This window comes from Bosea sp. F3-2, from assembly GCF_008253865.1.
Lineage (GTDB): Bacteria > Pseudomonadota > Alphaproteobacteria > Rhizobiales > Beijerinckiaceae > Allobosea.
Window position 1 is genome coordinate 5,002,722 of sequence record NZ_CP042331.1, and the last position, 14,294, is coordinate 5,017,015.

General features: G+C 65.9%; 14 protein-coding genes. 3 read left to right on the plus strand and 11 right to left on the minus strand.

Annotated elements, in window-relative coordinates; all coding sequences use genetic code 11:
- Positions 1-5: 5 nt before the first annotated feature.
- The 3 genes from FQV39_RS23110 to FQV39_RS23120 are packed head-to-tail and all read right to left on the minus strand — an operon-like array spanning position 6 to position 2,823.
- Positions 6-767 carry an ABC transporter ATP-binding protein gene (locus tag FQV39_RS23110; RefSeq protein ID WP_149132432.1) on the minus strand — a complete coding sequence of 254 codons (762 nt, stop codon included), beginning with the start codon at positions 765-767 and terminating at the stop codon, positions 6-8.
- Positions 764-1,804, minus strand: a complete 1,041-nt coding sequence (locus FQV39_RS23115) for a FecCD family ABC transporter permease (protein WP_149132433.1) — start codon at positions 1,802-1,804, stop codon at positions 764-766. The genes FQV39_RS23110 and FQV39_RS23115 overlap by 4 nt, the downstream gene beginning before the upstream one ends.
- Positions 1,801-2,823 (minus strand): ABC transporter substrate-binding protein, encoded by a 1,023-nt coding sequence (locus FQV39_RS23120; RefSeq protein WP_149132434.1) that lies wholly within the window; start codon positions 2,821-2,823, stop codon positions 1,801-1,803. Before FQV39_RS23120 ends, FQV39_RS23115 begins: the two co-directional genes overlap by 4 nt.
- Between FQV39_RS23120 and FQV39_RS23125 the strand changes: the two genes are divergently transcribed.
- Positions 2,822-3,145 (plus strand): hypothetical protein, encoded by a 324-nt coding sequence (locus FQV39_RS23125; protein ID WP_149132435.1) that lies wholly within the window; start codon positions 2,822-2,824, stop codon positions 3,143-3,145. The two genes, FQV39_RS23120 and FQV39_RS23125, sit on opposite strands and share 2 nt — an antisense overlap.
- Here FQV39_RS23125 and FQV39_RS23130 read toward each other — a convergent pair.
- The 8 genes from FQV39_RS23130 to FQV39_RS23165 all read right to left on the minus strand — a co-directional run bounded on the left by FQV39_RS23130 (position 3,142) and on the right by FQV39_RS23165 (position 12,423).
- Positions 3,142-3,870: an SDR family oxidoreductase gene (locus tag FQV39_RS23130; protein ID WP_149132436.1), complete on the minus strand. Its 729-nt coding sequence runs from the start codon at positions 3,868-3,870 to the stop codon at positions 3,142-3,144. The two genes, FQV39_RS23125 and FQV39_RS23130, sit on opposite strands and share 4 nt — an antisense overlap.
- Complete coding sequence (locus FQV39_RS23135; RefSeq protein ID WP_149132437.1) at positions 3,867-5,522, minus strand: FGGY-family carbohydrate kinase; 1,656 nt, start codon at positions 5,520-5,522, stop codon at positions 3,867-3,869. Before FQV39_RS23135 ends, FQV39_RS23130 begins: the two co-directional genes overlap by 4 nt.
- Position 5,523: 1 nt before the next feature.
- Entirely contained in the window at positions 5,524-6,963 is a 1,440-nt protein-coding gene (locus tag FQV39_RS23140) for an FAD-dependent oxidoreductase (protein WP_149132438.1), read from the minus strand.
- A 78-nt stretch (positions 6,964-7,041) separates the two neighbouring features.
- A complete protein-coding gene (locus FQV39_RS23145; RefSeq protein ID WP_149132439.1) occupies positions 7,042-8,337 on the minus strand; it encodes an ABC transporter substrate-binding protein in 1,296 nt (431 codons plus the stop codon).
- A gap of 24 nt (positions 8,338-8,361) precedes the next feature.
- Positions 8,362-9,195: a carbohydrate ABC transporter permease gene (locus FQV39_RS23150; protein WP_149132440.1), complete on the minus strand. Its 834-nt coding sequence runs from the start codon at positions 9,193-9,195 to the stop codon at positions 8,362-8,364.
- A complete protein-coding gene (locus FQV39_RS23155) occupies positions 9,185-10,060 on the minus strand; it encodes a carbohydrate ABC transporter permease (protein ID WP_149132441.1) in 876 nt (291 codons plus the stop codon). The genes FQV39_RS23150 and FQV39_RS23155 overlap by 11 nt, the downstream gene beginning before the upstream one ends.
- Before the next feature lie 79 nt (positions 10,061-10,139).
- Positions 10,140-11,237: a LacI family DNA-binding transcriptional regulator gene (locus FQV39_RS23160; protein WP_149132442.1), complete on the minus strand. Its 1,098-nt coding sequence runs from the start codon at positions 11,235-11,237 to the stop codon at positions 10,140-10,142.
- A 217-nt stretch (positions 11,238-11,454) separates the two neighbouring features.
- Positions 11,455-12,423 carry a LysR family transcriptional regulator gene (locus FQV39_RS23165; RefSeq protein WP_149133988.1) on the minus strand — a complete coding sequence of 323 codons (969 nt, stop codon included), beginning with the start codon at positions 12,421-12,423 and terminating at the stop codon, positions 11,455-11,457.
- An 88-nt stretch (positions 12,424-12,511) separates the two neighbouring features.
- Between FQV39_RS23165 and FQV39_RS23170 the strand changes: the two genes are divergently transcribed.
- Both FQV39_RS23170 and FQV39_RS23175 read left to right on the plus strand, forming a co-directional pair.
- The gene (locus FQV39_RS23170; RefSeq protein WP_149132443.1) at positions 12,512-13,093 is read left to right on the plus strand and encodes a substrate-binding domain-containing protein; all 582 of its coding nucleotides are present in this window, start codon (positions 12,512-12,514) and stop codon (positions 13,091-13,093) included.
- A 173-nt stretch (positions 13,094-13,266) separates the two neighbouring features.
- The gene (locus FQV39_RS23175) at positions 13,267-14,262 is read left to right on the plus strand and encodes an aldo/keto reductase (RefSeq protein WP_149133989.1); all 996 of its coding nucleotides are present in this window, start codon (positions 13,267-13,269) and stop codon (positions 14,260-14,262) included.
- Positions 14,263-14,294: the final 32 nt, after the last annotated feature.

A 14,294-nucleotide genomic window follows, 5' to 3' on the forward strand; every position in this document is an offset into this window, starting at 1 on the left:
GGCGATCAGCGCAGATAGTGGATATGCGGCCTTTGATGGTGAGGAGACGTCTCGACCCGCGCCTCGACCGCAAAGACATCCCGCAGGAGCGCTTCGGTGATCACCGACTCCGGCGGTCCGGACGTCACGATCTTTCCTTGCTGCATGACGATCACCCGGTCGCAGAACATGGCGGCGTGATTGAGGTCGTGCAGGGCGACCACGCTGGTGATCGGCAGGCTGGCGACGAGCTTCAGCACGCCGATCTGGTGCTGGATGTCGAGATGGTTGGTCGGCTCGTCGAGAATGAGTTCGGTCGGAGTTTGTGCGAGGGCCCTGGCGATGTGCGTGCGCTGCTTTTCGCCGCCCGACAGGCTCTGCCAACGGTCGTTGCGCCGGTCCTGCATGCCGGCGCGCACAAGCGCCTCGTCCACGGCACGGTCGTCGGCATGCGTCCAGCGGGACAGCCAGGAGCGATGCGGAAACCGTCCGAGCCGGACGACGTCGGCGACGCTGAGATTGGCGCTGGTTGTGGCGTGCTGCTCGACGAAGGCGACGCGGCGCGCCACCGTCCGGGCGCCCAGCGTCGCCAGCTCGCTTCCCTCCAGCAGCACGCGGCCCGATTGCGGTCGCTTCAGCCCGGTCAGCAGGCGCAGAAGCGAGGTCTTGCCGGAGCCGTTGGGGCCGAGCAGCCCGAGCATCCGCCCGGGCTCAGCCGCGAAGGAGACATTATCGACGATCGTCTTGCCTCCGATCCGCCAGACCAGATTCTCCGCCGTGATGCTCATGATGCGCGCTGCAGCCGGTAGAGGATGATCGAGAAGAACGGCACGCCGACAAGCGCCGTGACGACGCCGATCGGCAGCACCTGATGCGGGATCAAGGCGCGCGAAGCGACATCCGCCAGCACCATGAAGACCGCGCCGACCAGCGCGCAGGCCGGCAGCAGCCGGACATGGAGTGGGCCGATCAGGGCACGGGCTGCATGCGGTACGATCAGGCCGACGAAGCCGATCGACCCGACCATGCTGACGATGGTCGCCGTCATCATGGCGGTGAGGGCAAAGAGGACGATCCGGGCCCGGCCGACATCGACGCCGAGGGAGGCCGCCGTCTCGTCGCCGAAGGCGAAGGTGTCGAGCGTCCTCGCATAGCAGAGGCAGGCCACGAGCCCCAGGCTGACGACCATGGAAACCAGCATGAACTCCGGCCAGCGCACGCCGCCGAAGCTGCCGAGCAGCCAGAACATGACGTCGCGGGCCTGCTGGGCGTTGCCGGAGGTGGTGACGATGTAGGAGGTCGCGGCGTTGAAGAGCTGCGAGGCCGCCACGCCCGCCAGGATGGTGCGATCGGCGCCGCCGCGTGTGCCGTTCGACAGCAGCGCCACGAAGCAGAAGGCCGCGAAGGCGCCGAGGAAAGCGCCCGCCGACAACGACACCGCGCCGGCTCCCAGGCCCAGGATGATGATGGCGACGGCCCCGGTCGACGCCCCGGCGGAAATGCCGAGCACATAGGGTTCCGCGAGCGGGTTGCGCAGCAGCGACTGCATGATCGCGCCGGACAGCGCGAGACCGGCTCCGCAGAAGGCCGCTACGAGCGCGCGGCTCAGACGGTAGTCCCAGATCACCGTCTCAAAGACGCGATCGATCTCGACCGACGACCAGCCGAGCCGGTTGGTGACGGCCGCGAGCGTCGTGCCGAGCGGGATCGGCAGGTCGCCGATGCCGACGCTGAGCCCGATGGCGAGCCCGATCGCCGCCAGCGATGCCAGCAACAGGCCGGCAAAGACCGCCCTGCCCTGAAGGAGGCCGTATTCCGGGTTCACTTCAGCAGGCCGAGCGCTTTCAACTGCTGCGCCACCTGCTCGGCTCCGTAGATCGTCCGGACGGTCGGATTCATTGCCTGGCCATCCATCACCACGATCGCCTTGTTCCTGACGGCGGCAAGCTGGCTGACGGCCGGATCCGTGGTGAGGAAGCGGATCTTGGCCTCCGGCTTATCGAGTTCCCAGCGGTTGCGGTCGAGGCTGGCGACGACGATGACGTCGGGCTTCGCCGCGATGATGCCTTCCCAGCCCAGCGTCGGCCATTCGGCCTCGGCGCCGATGGCATTGCGACCGCCGAGCAGGTCGGCGATGAAACCCGAAGCGCCGTTCTTGCCGCCGAGATAGGCATCGGCGGAGGGGGACGGGCTGGAGAACCAGAAGACATAGGAGAGCTTCTTGTCGCCGGGCGTCACGCTGGCGCGCAGTGCCGCCTCGCGCGCCTTGAAGTCGGCGATCAGGACCTGCCCGCGATCCGCGACGTCGAAGATCCGGGAGAGCTCGTCGATCTCCTGATAAAGCACATCCATGCTCCAGAGCTGGGCGCGGCTGCCATAGGCGTCCTTGCTGCCTCTGGTTTCCAGGCAGGTGCCGGGCGAGAGATAGCTCGGAACGCCGACGCGCTCGAAATCCTCCCGCTTCGCGACCTTGCTGCTCGGGCCGAGCAGGGTGGGAAGGGCGGCGGCGACGAAATCGGGCCTTTCGGCGAGGATCGTCTCGAATGTCGGGAACTCGACCGTCAGAAGCTTCACCCGCGCATTGGCTTCCGCAAGCTGAGGCATGGCCTTGCTCGGCCAGAAGGCTGTGCCCGCCATCCTGTCCTGAAGCCCGAGCAGCAGCATGATCTCGGCGCTGTTCTGGCCAAGCCCGATGGCCCGCTGCGGAGCCCGCTGGAACGTGACCTTCACGCCGCAATTGTCGAAGGTCAGGGGGTAGCTCGTCGGAGCCGCAGCAAGCGGGTTCGCCAGCCCGCCAGCGACGCAAAGCCCGAATGCGATCAGAAGCGATTTGAAGTTGCCCATGAAGTTATTCCAGGGAACGTTGTCCGTGGAGCGAGCTCTTAACGGCCTCAGGAGGAAAGAGCTAGTTGACGGCGCTAACATTATAGAAATTCTAATCAAGAAAGACGACTTACTTGCTTCCCGGCCGGGACTGTTTGTTGTCAGGACTGCGGCTGCACCGATTTCCGCAGTCAGCCTTGCGGCTGAGTTGCCGAAGTTCATCGCGCTTGGCGCCTCGCAGGATCGCCCGATTACGCATGCTTCTGGCGCTATCCAACAGGCTGCTTGTTCCAGCAGAAGGTCGATTGCCCGTTACAGCTCTGGCGATTTCACCATCGTCTAGAGATCGGTGCTCTGCGGGAGAATGACGAGATCGCGGATCGTTACATTCCGGGGCCGCGTCAGCATGAAATGCACCGCTTCCGCCACTTCTTCCGCTTCGATCAGGCCGCCGCGGGCACGCTCCGCCTCGAGCTTCTCGGGTGGCCAGTCGGCGATCAGAGCCGTCACGACGGGGCCGGGCAGGACCGCCCCGACGCGCAGGCCGTGCGGGATGACCTGGCGGCGCAGCGTATGGACGAAGGCCTGCACCGCGTGCTTCGAGGCCGTATAGATCGGCTCCCACACCACCGGAACCACGCCGGCGACCGAACTGGTGACGAGGATGTCGCCGGTTTTGCGCGCGATCATGTGCGGCAGCACGGCATGGATGCTGCGGAAGACCGCGTTGATATTGAGGTTCAGCATACGATCCCAGGCGTCGGGATCACCCTCGCTGACCGGCCCGCCGACATAGGAGCCGGCATTGGCATGGAAGATGTCGAGCTGGCCTGCCTTATCGAGGATCTGCGGCATCATATCGGCGACCGAGGCGGGATCGCTGAGGTCGATGACGAGCGGGATCGCTTCGGGACCGAGAGCCTCGCAGACCTGCGCGAGCGCCTTGCTGTCGCGGTCGACGAGGACGACGCGCGCGCCGGCGGCGAGCAGCCGTTTCGCGCAGGCAAGGCCGATCCCCGACGCTGCGCCGGTGATCGCAGCGACTTGTCCGGTCAGTTCCTGGGTCACGACGGGGTCTCCGATACGGCTTGGGTCCGGGCGGGCCGCATGAGCTCGCGCGCCTGGCGCGCGGCCGCCTGCAGCGTTTCGAATGCGGTGAAGCGTCGATCGTGAAGGCGCGCGATCTCGCCGCCAGCCGGGGTGAAGACGGTGGCTCCCGGCGCCATGCCGGCCATGGCCTGTGCAAGGTCGGGGAACGCGCCGGCCGCCGTCGCAGCGAGCATGGCCGAGCCGAGAAGGACGGGGTCGACCTCGTCCGGCGCCAGTACTGGCAGCCCGGCGCAATCCGCGAGAAGCTGGCGGATCAGGGGCTGGCGACCGGCCCCGCCGCTGAGCACGATCGCCTCGACGATGGCGCCCTTCACCCGGCTGGCCTCGATGATCTGACGCAGGCCATAGCCGATGCCCGTGAGCCCCGCGACATAGAGGGCGGCGAGATGATCGAGGTCGTGCTCCATGCCGAGCCCGGCGATCAGCCCCCGCGCCTGCGGATCGGCATGGGGCGAGCGGTTGCCGAGGAAATCCGGCACGACGACGAGCCCCTCGGCGAGATGCACCGAATCCGAGGGGTTGGTGACTTGCGGCGCGACTCGGGCGGCGAGCCAATCAGGGAGCGAGACGCCTTGCGTCTCGGCCCAGCGCTGCGCGTCGGGCTTCGCCGGATGGAAGCCGATCAGTTGCTCGATCGCGGCACCAGCTCCCGATTGCCCGCCCTCGTTGAGCCAGAGGCCGGGAGCCATCGCGGCGAAATACGGCCCCCAGATGCCGGGGATGAAAATCGGCTCATGGCTGCTCGCCATGGTGCAGGCCGAGGTGCCGAAGACATAGGCCATGCGGGTCAGGGCGCTGCCGTGCGGCGAGCGCGCGCCAACCGAGCCGATGCCGCCCGCATGGGCATCGATCAACCCTGCGGCAACGGCTGTGCCGGGCTTCAGGCCGAGCTCGGCAGCGGCCTGTTCGGTCAATCCGCGAGCGAGCGCGGTGCCGCCCGGCACCATCTCGGTCCCGATGCGGGTGAAATCGTCATCGGCCAGATCGCCGAGCCCGATCCGGTGGAAATAATCCGCATCCCAGCGCCCCTCATGGGCGAGATAGGTCCATTTGCAGGTCACGGTGCAGGTCGAGCGCGCCAGCGAGCCGGTCGCGCGCCAGGTCAGGAAATCGGCGAGATCGAAGAACTGCCAGGCCGCCTCGTAGGTGGCCGGCAGGTTCTCCCTGAGCCAGAGCAGCTTCGGCGTCTCCATCTCCGGTGAGATCGTGCCGCCGACATAGGCCAGCACCGGATGGCGCGTCGCGTTGATGCGCTCGGCCTGGTCGATGGCGCGGTGATCCATCCAGACGATGATGTCGCGGCTGGCATCGCGATGCGGACCGACAGGGAGCGGCGCTCCGCCCGGCCCGAGCACGACGAGCGAGCAGGTCGCATCGAAGCCGATGCCGGCAATGTCGCCTGGCGCGAGTCCGGCCTGCGCCATCGACTCATGTACGCTAGCGCAGACGGCCTGCCAGATATCCGCGCTCGACTGCTCTGCGATGTCGGCGCCGTCCCGGTAGAGCGCGATGTCGTGCTTGGCCGTCGCGACCATGCGCCCGTTCGGGTCGAAGATGCCGGCCCGGGCACTGCCGGTGCCGACATCGATGCCGATGAAATGCGTGCTCATCTCAGGCCGCGGCGCGGCTCGGCGGCCCGGCGCGGGTGCCGTCGGGGTTGCGCAGATAGACCCCATGCTCGAGCTGCTGGCGGCGCAGTTCCTCGATGTCGATCTCGGCCGGGGGGCGGTTGCCGCGCACGGAGATCTTGGCAGCGCGGCCGGCCGCCTCGCCCATCGCCATGCAGGTCGCCATGACGCGGATCGCGCCCATCGCCTCATGCGTCGCCGAGATGCTGCGGCCGGCGACCAGCAGGTTGCCGATCCTCTGCGGCACCAGCGAGCGATACGGGATGTCGTAGCAGTCGCCGCACCAGATCAGCGTGCAGCCGTCATCGGCCGGGCGGTGGATATCGATCGGATAGCTTGCGACCGCAATCGCGTCGTCGAAATGCTTGCAGGCGAGCACGTCCTCCTGTGTCATCACATATTGGCCGACGATGCGGCGCGTCTCGCGGATGCCGAGGAAGGGCGCCGTCTTGGTGAAATAGGCCTTCTCGAAGCCCGGCACGTAGTTGACGAGATAGGTCACGATGTCGTCGATCTGGGCGCGGCCCTCGATCTCGCCCTTGGTCAGGCTGCGGGCATCGGTGCCATCCGTGCCCTTGACGCGAGTCATGTTGATCCAGACCTCGCCTTTCTTCAGTCCGGTGATGATGATGGTGCGCTCGTTCGGGATCTGCAGGCCGCGCTCGGCCTTGGCCTTGGCCATGAGCTCGCGCAGGCCGACGACGATAAACTGGTGGTTCTGGCCGAAATACTCGGCCGGGATGAAGTCGGTGAGGTAGGTGCGCGCGGCCGGCGGCGCATTGGCGATGGAGAGCCTGAGCGCATCGGTATCGACGCCGGCGAGGCAGAACATCAGCGTCGGCGGCTGCATGCCGCCTTCGGCATTGCCCTTCTCGGTCGGCACGCCGGCGCTGTAGGCGACGTCGGCATCGCCGCTGCAATCGATCACGACCTTGGCGAGAAGGGCGGCGCGGCCGCTCTTGCTCTCGGTGATAACGCCGCGGATCGTGTCATTCTCGACCAGCGCTCCGGCGAAGAAGGTGTAGAACAGCACGTCGACGCCGGCTTCCGTCAGCATTTCGAGCGCCACCGTCTTCACCGCCTCGGGCTCGACCAGCGTGATGCCCATATGCAGCGGGCAGGGGCGGTGCTCGCTCGCGCCGTCACGCTCCTTGCGCAGCCGCTCGATGAACTTCTGCGGCAGGCCGTCGATGATCTGGTTGCCCTTCTGGCCGAGGAAACCGAGCACCGGCAGGCCGATCGTCATGTTGCCGCCGACGAAGCTGCGGCTCTCGATCAGCCCGACGCGCAGGCCGTCCTCAGAGGCGGCCAGAGCCGCCGTGATTCCCGAGGGCCCGCCGCCGACGACGAGCACGTCGTACTCGGCCGAGACGGGGATGGAGCGGGCCGGCTCCTCGATGAAGCGGGGCGATGCGGTCGACATGACGATCAGTCCTTCAGAGTCCAATGATATCGGGTGGCTGCGGAGCGATGTGCACCCCGCAGCCGGATTGTGTGACGATCAGGCCGGCATCATCGGCTTGACGCGCTCGATGACGGCGGTGACGGCATCTTTGACCGGCTTGCGCCCGAGCACGGCGAGCTGGACCTCCTCGAGGAAAGTCGCTTGCGCGCGGGCCGCCTCCGGGAAGGGCGGGAAGGCGCCGCGCGCCGTCGCCAGCACCTTGGCCTCGACCGCGGCGAGCGGGTTCTTCGCCTTGAGCCCCTCGTCGGCATAGGTCGAGACGCGAACCGGGCCGTTGCCGTTGATCGCCATGCCCAGCGTCACGCGCTTGCTCGACACCTCCTTGATAAAGCTCCAGGCGAGCGCCTTGTCCTTGACGTTCTTCGGGATCGACATCGCCCAGGCCTCGACGACGGAGGCCATCGGCATCTTGCCCTTGATCGCCGCCGAGCCGGGGAACTCGACTGCCTTGATCCTGCCCGGGAACTTGCTCTGCTCGGCATTGTTGAGCTGCGCGCCGCGGGCGAAGGGCAGCACGGTGAAGGCGGCGCGGCCCTGCTGCAGCCAGGTGACCTGGTCATCGTTCTTGGTCGTCGCATAGCTGCGCGGCAGGCTGCCGGCCTCGAACATGCCGCGCAGCGCCGTGAGCCCGCTCTCCATGGCCTCGCGGTTCGGCACCAGCTTGAGGTCGGGGTTGATGAAGTCGCCGCCATAGGCGCGGGCGAACATCACCGGGAAGACGGCAAGGTCGCTGGCCAGCACCATGCCGGTGACGGGCGTTCCGGCCTTGGAAGTGAAGGTCGTCTTCTTCGCCTGCTCGATCAGCTCTTCCAGCGTCGTCGGCGGGGCGGTAATGCCGGCCTCCTCCAGCAGTGCCTCATTGTAGAACAACCCTTGAGTCGCATGGCGGACCGGGATGCCGATCAGCTTGCCGTCGACCGTCATGCCCTGCACGAGGCCGGGCGCGATGTCGCCGAAATCCTCGATCGCATCCTGTTTCTGATAGGCATCAAGCGGCTCGAACAGCGCGGCGATCTGCGAGGTCGGCCGGTTGTCGATGAGATAGCCGACGCCGTACTCGGTCTCCTTCAGGCTCGCCTCGCGAAAGAGCCGGTCCTGCAGCGGGTTCGAGTCGAAGGTCGTGAAGGCGATCTCGGCATCGTTGGCCTTGCGCCAGTTCTTGAGCAGGTCGCTGTCGCCGCTGCCGAGCACGGTCTGGTGGACCTTATGGCTGAGCACGTTCAGCGTCTTGCCTGCAGCGAGCGCAGGCTTGACGGCAAGGGCGGCAGCTGCGCCCGCGGAACCGGCGACGAATGCGCGCCGGGTGAGCCTCGTTCCCTGATGTTTCGACATGGCTTCCTCCCTCTTTGTAGTTGGCTACCCCTTCGTCGATCCGGCGGTGAGGCCGGCCACGAGGTAGCGGTTCATGAAGACGACGAAGATGAGGACGGGCACGAGTTGCACCGTCGCGGCGGCGAAGAGGATCCCCCAGTCGACGCCGTCGATGGAGCCGATCATCTCGGAGATGACGAGGGGCGCGGTCTTGGCTTTCGTCGCGGTGAAGATGAAGGCGAAGAGGAACTCGTTCCAGGAGAAGACGATCACGAAGACCGCGACCGCGAGCACGCCTGGCATTGCCAGCGGCGCGATGACCTTGCGCAGGATGGTGATGCGGCTCGCCCCGTCCATCGACGCGGCTTCGTCGAGCTCGCGCGGGATCTGGTCCATGAAGGTGCGCATCAGCACCGTGCCGAGCGAGACGAAGAAGGTGGCGTAGAGCAGGATCAGCACCAGATGCGTGTCGCTGAGGCCGAGCGCATTCACGATCGGGAACAGCGGCAGCGTCACCACGATCGGCGGGATCAGGCGCACGACGATGAGCCCGAGCAGGCTCGCCCCGAGCCAGCGTCCGGAATTGCGCGAATAGACATAGCCGGCGCAGGCGCTGGCGACGATGGCGAGCAGCGTGGCGCCGACGGTGATCAGCAGACTGTTCAGCAGCCCGTCGAAGAAGACGCCCCAGGAGCGCCAGAGCTCGGCGTAGTGCTTGAAGGTCGGCGTGAACAGCCATTTCGGGGGCACGGCGAAGATGTCCTGCCCCGGCTTCAGCGACGACAGCGCGATGAACAGGATCGGGAAAAGCGACCAGAACAGGATCGCCGCGACCGCGACCGCCTTGCCCGTCCTGATGAGGAGACGCTCAGTGCGCATGGGCCACCCCTCCGCGCCTGAGCAGGAAGATATAGGCACCCGCCAGCAGCAGCGAGATCACCACCATACTCCAGGCGGTCGCGGCCGCCGAGCCGAAGGCATTGAAGCTGAAGGCTTCCTGATAGAGGTAGATCGCCACCACCTCGGTCGACCGTGCCGGGCCGCCCTTGGTCAGCAGCCAGGCTTCCGAGAACAGGCGGAAGGCGAAGATGTAGCGGAAGAGCAGCGCGATCAGCATCGCCGGGCCAAGCAGCGGCAGCGTCACGCGCCGGAAGGCCTGCCAGCGTGTCGCGCCGTCGATCCGGGCCGCCTCGTAAAGCTCGGCGGGGATGGCGAGGCGCGCCGCGTAGACGATCACGAAGGTGAAGGGCAGATGCAGCCAGATCGTCAGCAGGCCGATCAGGATCATCGCGTGCGACGGCTCGAACGACCAGTCGAGCGTCGGCAGGCTGAGCGCCCGGAGCGCGAGCGTGATCGGCCCGGCGTCGGGGTCGAACAGGAAGCGCCACATCACCACTGCAGTGACCTCGCTGACGGCATAAGGCGCAAGCACGGCGACGAGCAGGAAGCGGCGGAACGGCAGGCCGCTGGCGAAGAGCAGGGCCATGCCGAGGCCGACGGCGAGCTCCAGATGCACGGCCACGACGACGAGGATGACCGTGTTCAAGAGCGCGCTGTGGAAGGCCGGATCGGTGAGGACGCGCCAGTAGTTCTGCAGGCCGACGAAGCTTGGCGCCTGGCCGAAGCTCGAGGTGTTCAGGCTCAGCCAGACGACATAGAGCGACGGCAGCACGATCACGCTCAGGATGAGCAGATGCACCGGCGCCAGCAGCGGCAGTATCCGTGCCGTTCTTTGTAGTTGCACGCTTTCCTCCAGAACTTCATTCGCTCCGGGCTCTGATGGTCCGGTGGCTCGGACGCGGGGCGTCCGCAGTCGGTTTTCGTCAGTGCACCGCCTTGGGCGAGGCGGTCGGTCTCTCCGGGTTGGGAAGTGGGTCGGGGTTGCCGGCGTCGCTGCCATCCGCCGCGAGGGCGGCGAGATCGCGCACGGAATCGCGGACCTGCAAGCTCGTCTGCAACACGGAATGTTCCGGCGGTGCCTGGTCTCCGGACATGCGCGCACGCAGGCGGCGCCAGGCGACCTCGGCGATCTCGGTGATCGGCTGGCGGATCGCGGTGAGGCCGGTCTTGCGGGCGCTCATCCAGGGGTAGTCGTCGAAGCCGACGACCGAGACGGGGTCAGGGATATCGATCCGCAGCCGCGCCAGCGCGGACAGCGTGCTCAGCGTAGTGACGTTGGTGAGCGCGATCACCGCGCTCGGCTGCGGGTGTCGTTCGAGCCAATGCAGGAAGGTTGCGGCGCCGCGGTCGGCATTCGAGCCGAGCTCGACGACCGTCGGCTCCCGGTCGAGCACGCTCCTGATCAGCTCGCAGGCGCCGCGGACACGCTCGCGGATCGGCGAGATGCTCAGGCTGGAGGCAGCGACGAGGATGTCGCGATGCCCCTTGGCGAGCAGATGCCGGGCCGCGATCTCGCCTGCCTCTCGGTTGTCGATCGCCACCGTGTCGACGACCGAGCCTTCCGGCGGCACGCGGTCGGCGAAGACGATCGGCAGCCGCCCGACCTCGCTGCGGAACGCTTCCGGAATCGCATCGGAGCAGGGCACCGCGATCAGTCCTGACGGCCGCCAGGCCAGCAAGGTGCGCAGCCGCGACTGCTCTAACCCGAGATCGTCGCGGGAGCTGGCGACAAGGATGTCGTAGCCGTCCTTTTGCGCGAGGACCTCGAGCTGCGAGACCAGCGAGGTGAAGAAGACGTCGTCGAGATCGGGCACGAGGACGCCGACGACGCGGGCCTGGCCCGAGCGCAGTTGTGACGCCGCCCGGTCGACTTGATAGGCCAGCTCGTCGGCGGCCTTCAGCACGCGCTCGCGTAGATCGGCATTCACCGGCTTGTTGCCGCTGAAGACGTTCGAGACCGTCGCGATCGATACGCCCGCGCGGGCCGCGACATCCCGGATCGTTACGCGTCCACCGTCCATAAGGGGCCTGTTAAACGTTTTACTGTAAAACGTTTAACAGGCCGGCCATTGCGACGCAAGCCGTTTTCATTCGGTGAAACCCTCTGGTGATCATGGCAGACCGATTCACCGTCAGCGCGAGCCCCGCGCGTCCGCCACTCATGGTTCGAGGACATCTACGGAAAGGTCACCACGTCGCGCAGAACTTGCCGATACGGTTCAATGCCGGGACGGTACCTTACCCAGGTGCAGCCCCATCTCGGGCTATAGGTTCTTCAAGTTCGTTTCTGACGCCCCGCACCAGCCCGGTCAGAAACTCGCTAACCACTCGAACCCTTCGCGATTGTGCGAGATCGGAATGGATCGCCAGCCAGATGTCCTGGTCGATCCCAAGGTCGGCTTGCAGGCACACAAGTTCGTTCTGCCTTCCGAGGAAGTGCGGGAGAACCGCCAGACCGACTCCGGCTATGGCGGCGGAGAGCTGTGCCGAGAGCGTCGTCGTTGCCAGTACTGGTGCGCGACCGCGCAGGAGGCGCTCGATCCATTGAGCTGCGGGCAGATGACCATAGGCCTCGCACCATGTGATGAAGCTGTCGGCATCAAATCGCTTGTCGTCAAGCCGAGGGGAGCGACTCTCGATGTAGGACGGCGAGCCATAGAGGCCATAGCCGAGCGTTCCCAGCCGCCGAATCGTGACGTTGCCGCGCTCGGGCTTAACCATCCTAAGAGCAAGATCGGCGTCACGGCGATGCAGATTGACCGTCTGGACATCGGTGACGACCTCCAGTGACAGGTCGGGATATCGACTCGTCAATCTCGGTAAAGCCGGGATGATGACGTGATTGGCCAGCGTTTCCGCCGTAGCCAGGCGCACCCGTCCAGCAACGCTGGCCTGTGCAGATGAGCCTTCTGCAAAGGCGTCGGCAGCCTGTTCCAGCGCTTCCGCGCGTTCGAGGAGTGCGGCACCATCGTCCGTCAGCCGGTAGCCGTTCTGATGGCGGCTGAACAGGGGCAGGCCGAGCGCGTGTTCCAGCCGTTCGATCTGGCGCGAGACGGTGGCAAGCCCGGATCCGAGATGGGCAGCCGCGCCGCTCAGTGTTCCCGTGCGTGCGATGGCGAGGAAGACCCTCGCATCGTCCCACCGCAGATGGTTGGCGTCACGCTTTCCGTTTTCAGAAAACGACTTACGAGATTTGGCGGTTTTCATCGTCAAATGAGAAAACCATCGTGGCTCCCGACAGACAAGGAGCAACGCAATGTTTGGCCTAAGCGATCACGTCCAAAAAGGAGAACAGATGCCACGCTTCGCCACCATTTTCGGGCGAAGGAAGGTTGCCTCGGTTGCGGTGTCGCTTCACCTGTCCGCCTTGAGCCTCGTGGGCTCTGCCGTCGGTCTCGGAGTCGTCCCGCCTGCGCTTGCGCAAGTGAAGGCCGAGGCGGCTTCACCCGAAGCGATCACGGCCGCAAAGGCTCGCGTCGCAAATGCGCTGGGGTTCGGCAGGCGCATCCTGCTGGTCGAGCTCTATGGCACGACGCTCTATGTTTTCAATTCCAGTAACAATGTCGGCGGCCCCGTCCTGCGTGCGCTCGAGAAGCTGGGCTTCACGTCCGTTCTGCCGAATGGCATCGATATCGGCGCTTCCGGTGCGACGTCCCTGTCTATGGAGCAACTGCGGCGCACAAGCGCCGATCACGTCCTCTTTTTGAACTTCTCGACTTCCGAGGGAACCGTGCGCGAAGTTGAAGACGGGTTGCGGCGCATTGCGAGCGGACGTCTCCATCGGCTGGACACGACGACCTCCGTTGCGCTCTCCGGAGATTGGACCGAGCCGTATCTGGTTCCTCGGGTGGCTGGCGCCATCCAGGGAGGTGGCTGAGCCCCGGCATCGGCGGCAGCCATCGCGGCCGTCTCGATTGCGAGCGTCGCCGTGCCCCTATCGGAAAATGAAAGCCAGTCCCGAAGCGCGCGCGAACCATGGCCGGACGGAGCCAGACTTGGTTGCCTGTGTGCCGGTGGATCTCTGCGCTGCCAGACAAAAGGAATGAACTGATGAAGACACGTAAAATCGGCCCTGACCTTACCGTTTCGGCCGTTGGTCTCGGCTGCATGGGGATGAGCCATGCCTATGGCGGCCAGGACGAACGAGAATCGATCCGCACGCTTCATCGCGCCGTCGAACTCGGCGTCACCTTCTTCGACACGGCCGAGGTCTACGGCCCGTTCGAAAATGAAATCCTGATCGGCAAGGCCTTGAAGCCCTACCGGGACAGGGTGGTGATCGCGACCAAGTTCGGCTTCCGGATCGATGCAGGCAAGCAGGGCGTTGAAGCCATGTCCGGCGTCGATGGCCGGCCGGAGCATGTCCGCGCGGTGGCCGAGGCGTCTTTGAAGCGGCTCGGGGTCGAGGTGATCGATCTCTTCTACCAGCACCGCGTCGACCCGCAGGTCCCGATCGAGGACACCGTGGGGGCGATGGCGGATCTCGTTCAGCAGGGAAAGGTGCGTGCGCTCGGCCTTTCCGAAACGGGAGCCGACATGATCCGGCGGGCGCACGCGGTTCATCCGATTTCGGCTCTCCAGAGCGAATATTCGCTGTGGACGCGCGATCCAGAAGGCGAAATCCTCGATACTTGCCGTGAACTCGGCATTGGCTTCGTGCCGTTCAGCCCGCTTGGCCGCGGCTTTCTGACGGGCAAGATCCAGAAGCCGGAGGACTTTGGCGACGGAGATTTCCGGCGGACGCTTCCCCGTTTCAGCGCCGAGAACATGGCCACAAATACCGCGCTCGTGAAGCTGATGGAGGAGATGGCCGTAGCCAAGGGCGTAACGGCCGCGCAGCTTGCGCTCGCCTGGGTCATCAACCAGGGAGAGTTCATCGTGCCCATCCCGGGCGCACGCAAGATCGCTCATCTGGAGCAGAACGTCGCCGCAGCCGATATCGTGCTGTCATCGGACGAGCTAAGGGCGCTCGGCGACATGCTGGCGCCGGAAAGGTTCGCCGGCACCCGCTACGGCACCGCTGGCGCCTGGGTGACCAACAGGTGAGGTGAACACGGCCTTGTTCGATGGCCACCATG

What these genes read in the sequence shown, in the direction of transcription:
- FQV39_RS23135 (WP_149132437.1), bottom strand. Translation starts at nt 5,522, where the DNA reads ATGAGCACGCATTTCATCGGCATCGATGTCGGCACCGGCAGTGCCCGG.
- FQV39_RS23150 (WP_149132440.1), bottom strand. Translation starts at nt 9,195, where the DNA reads ATGCGCACTGAGCGTCTCCTCATCAGGACGGGCAAGGCGGTCGCGGTC.
- FQV39_RS23165 (WP_149133988.1), bottom strand. Translation starts at nt 12,423, where the DNA reads ATGAAAACCGCCAAATCTCGTAAGTCGTTTTCTGAAAACGGAAAGCGT.
- FQV39_RS23175 (WP_149133989.1), top strand. Translation starts at nt 13,267, where the DNA reads ATGAAGACACGTAAAATCGGCCCTGACCTTACCGTTTCGGCCGTTGGT.
- FQV39_RS23145 (WP_149132439.1), bottom strand. Translation starts at nt 8,337, where the DNA reads ATGTCGAAACATCAGGGAACGAGGCTCACCCGGCGCGCATTCGTCGCC.
- FQV39_RS23160 (WP_149132442.1), bottom strand. Translation starts at nt 11,237, where the DNA reads ATGGACGGTGGACGCGTAACGATCCGGGATGTCGCGGCCCGCGCGGGC.
- FQV39_RS23125 (WP_149132435.1), top strand. Translation starts at nt 2,822, where the DNA reads ATGAAGTTATTCCAGGGAACGTTGTCCGTGGAGCGAGCTCTTAACGGC.
- FQV39_RS23170 (WP_149132443.1), top strand. Translation starts at nt 12,512, where the DNA reads ATGCCACGCTTCGCCACCATTTTCGGGCGAAGGAAGGTTGCCTCGGTT.
- FQV39_RS23120 (WP_149132434.1), bottom strand. Translation starts at nt 2,823, where the DNA reads ATGGGCAACTTCAAATCGCTTCTGATCGCATTCGGGCTTTGCGTCGCT.
- FQV39_RS23140 (WP_149132438.1), bottom strand. Translation starts at nt 6,963, where the DNA reads ATGTCGACCGCATCGCCCCGCTTCATCGAGGAGCCGGCCCGCTCCATC.
- FQV39_RS23110 (WP_149132432.1), bottom strand. Translation starts at nt 767, where the DNA reads ATGAGCATCACGGCGGAGAATCTGGTCTGGCGGATCGGAGGCAAGACG.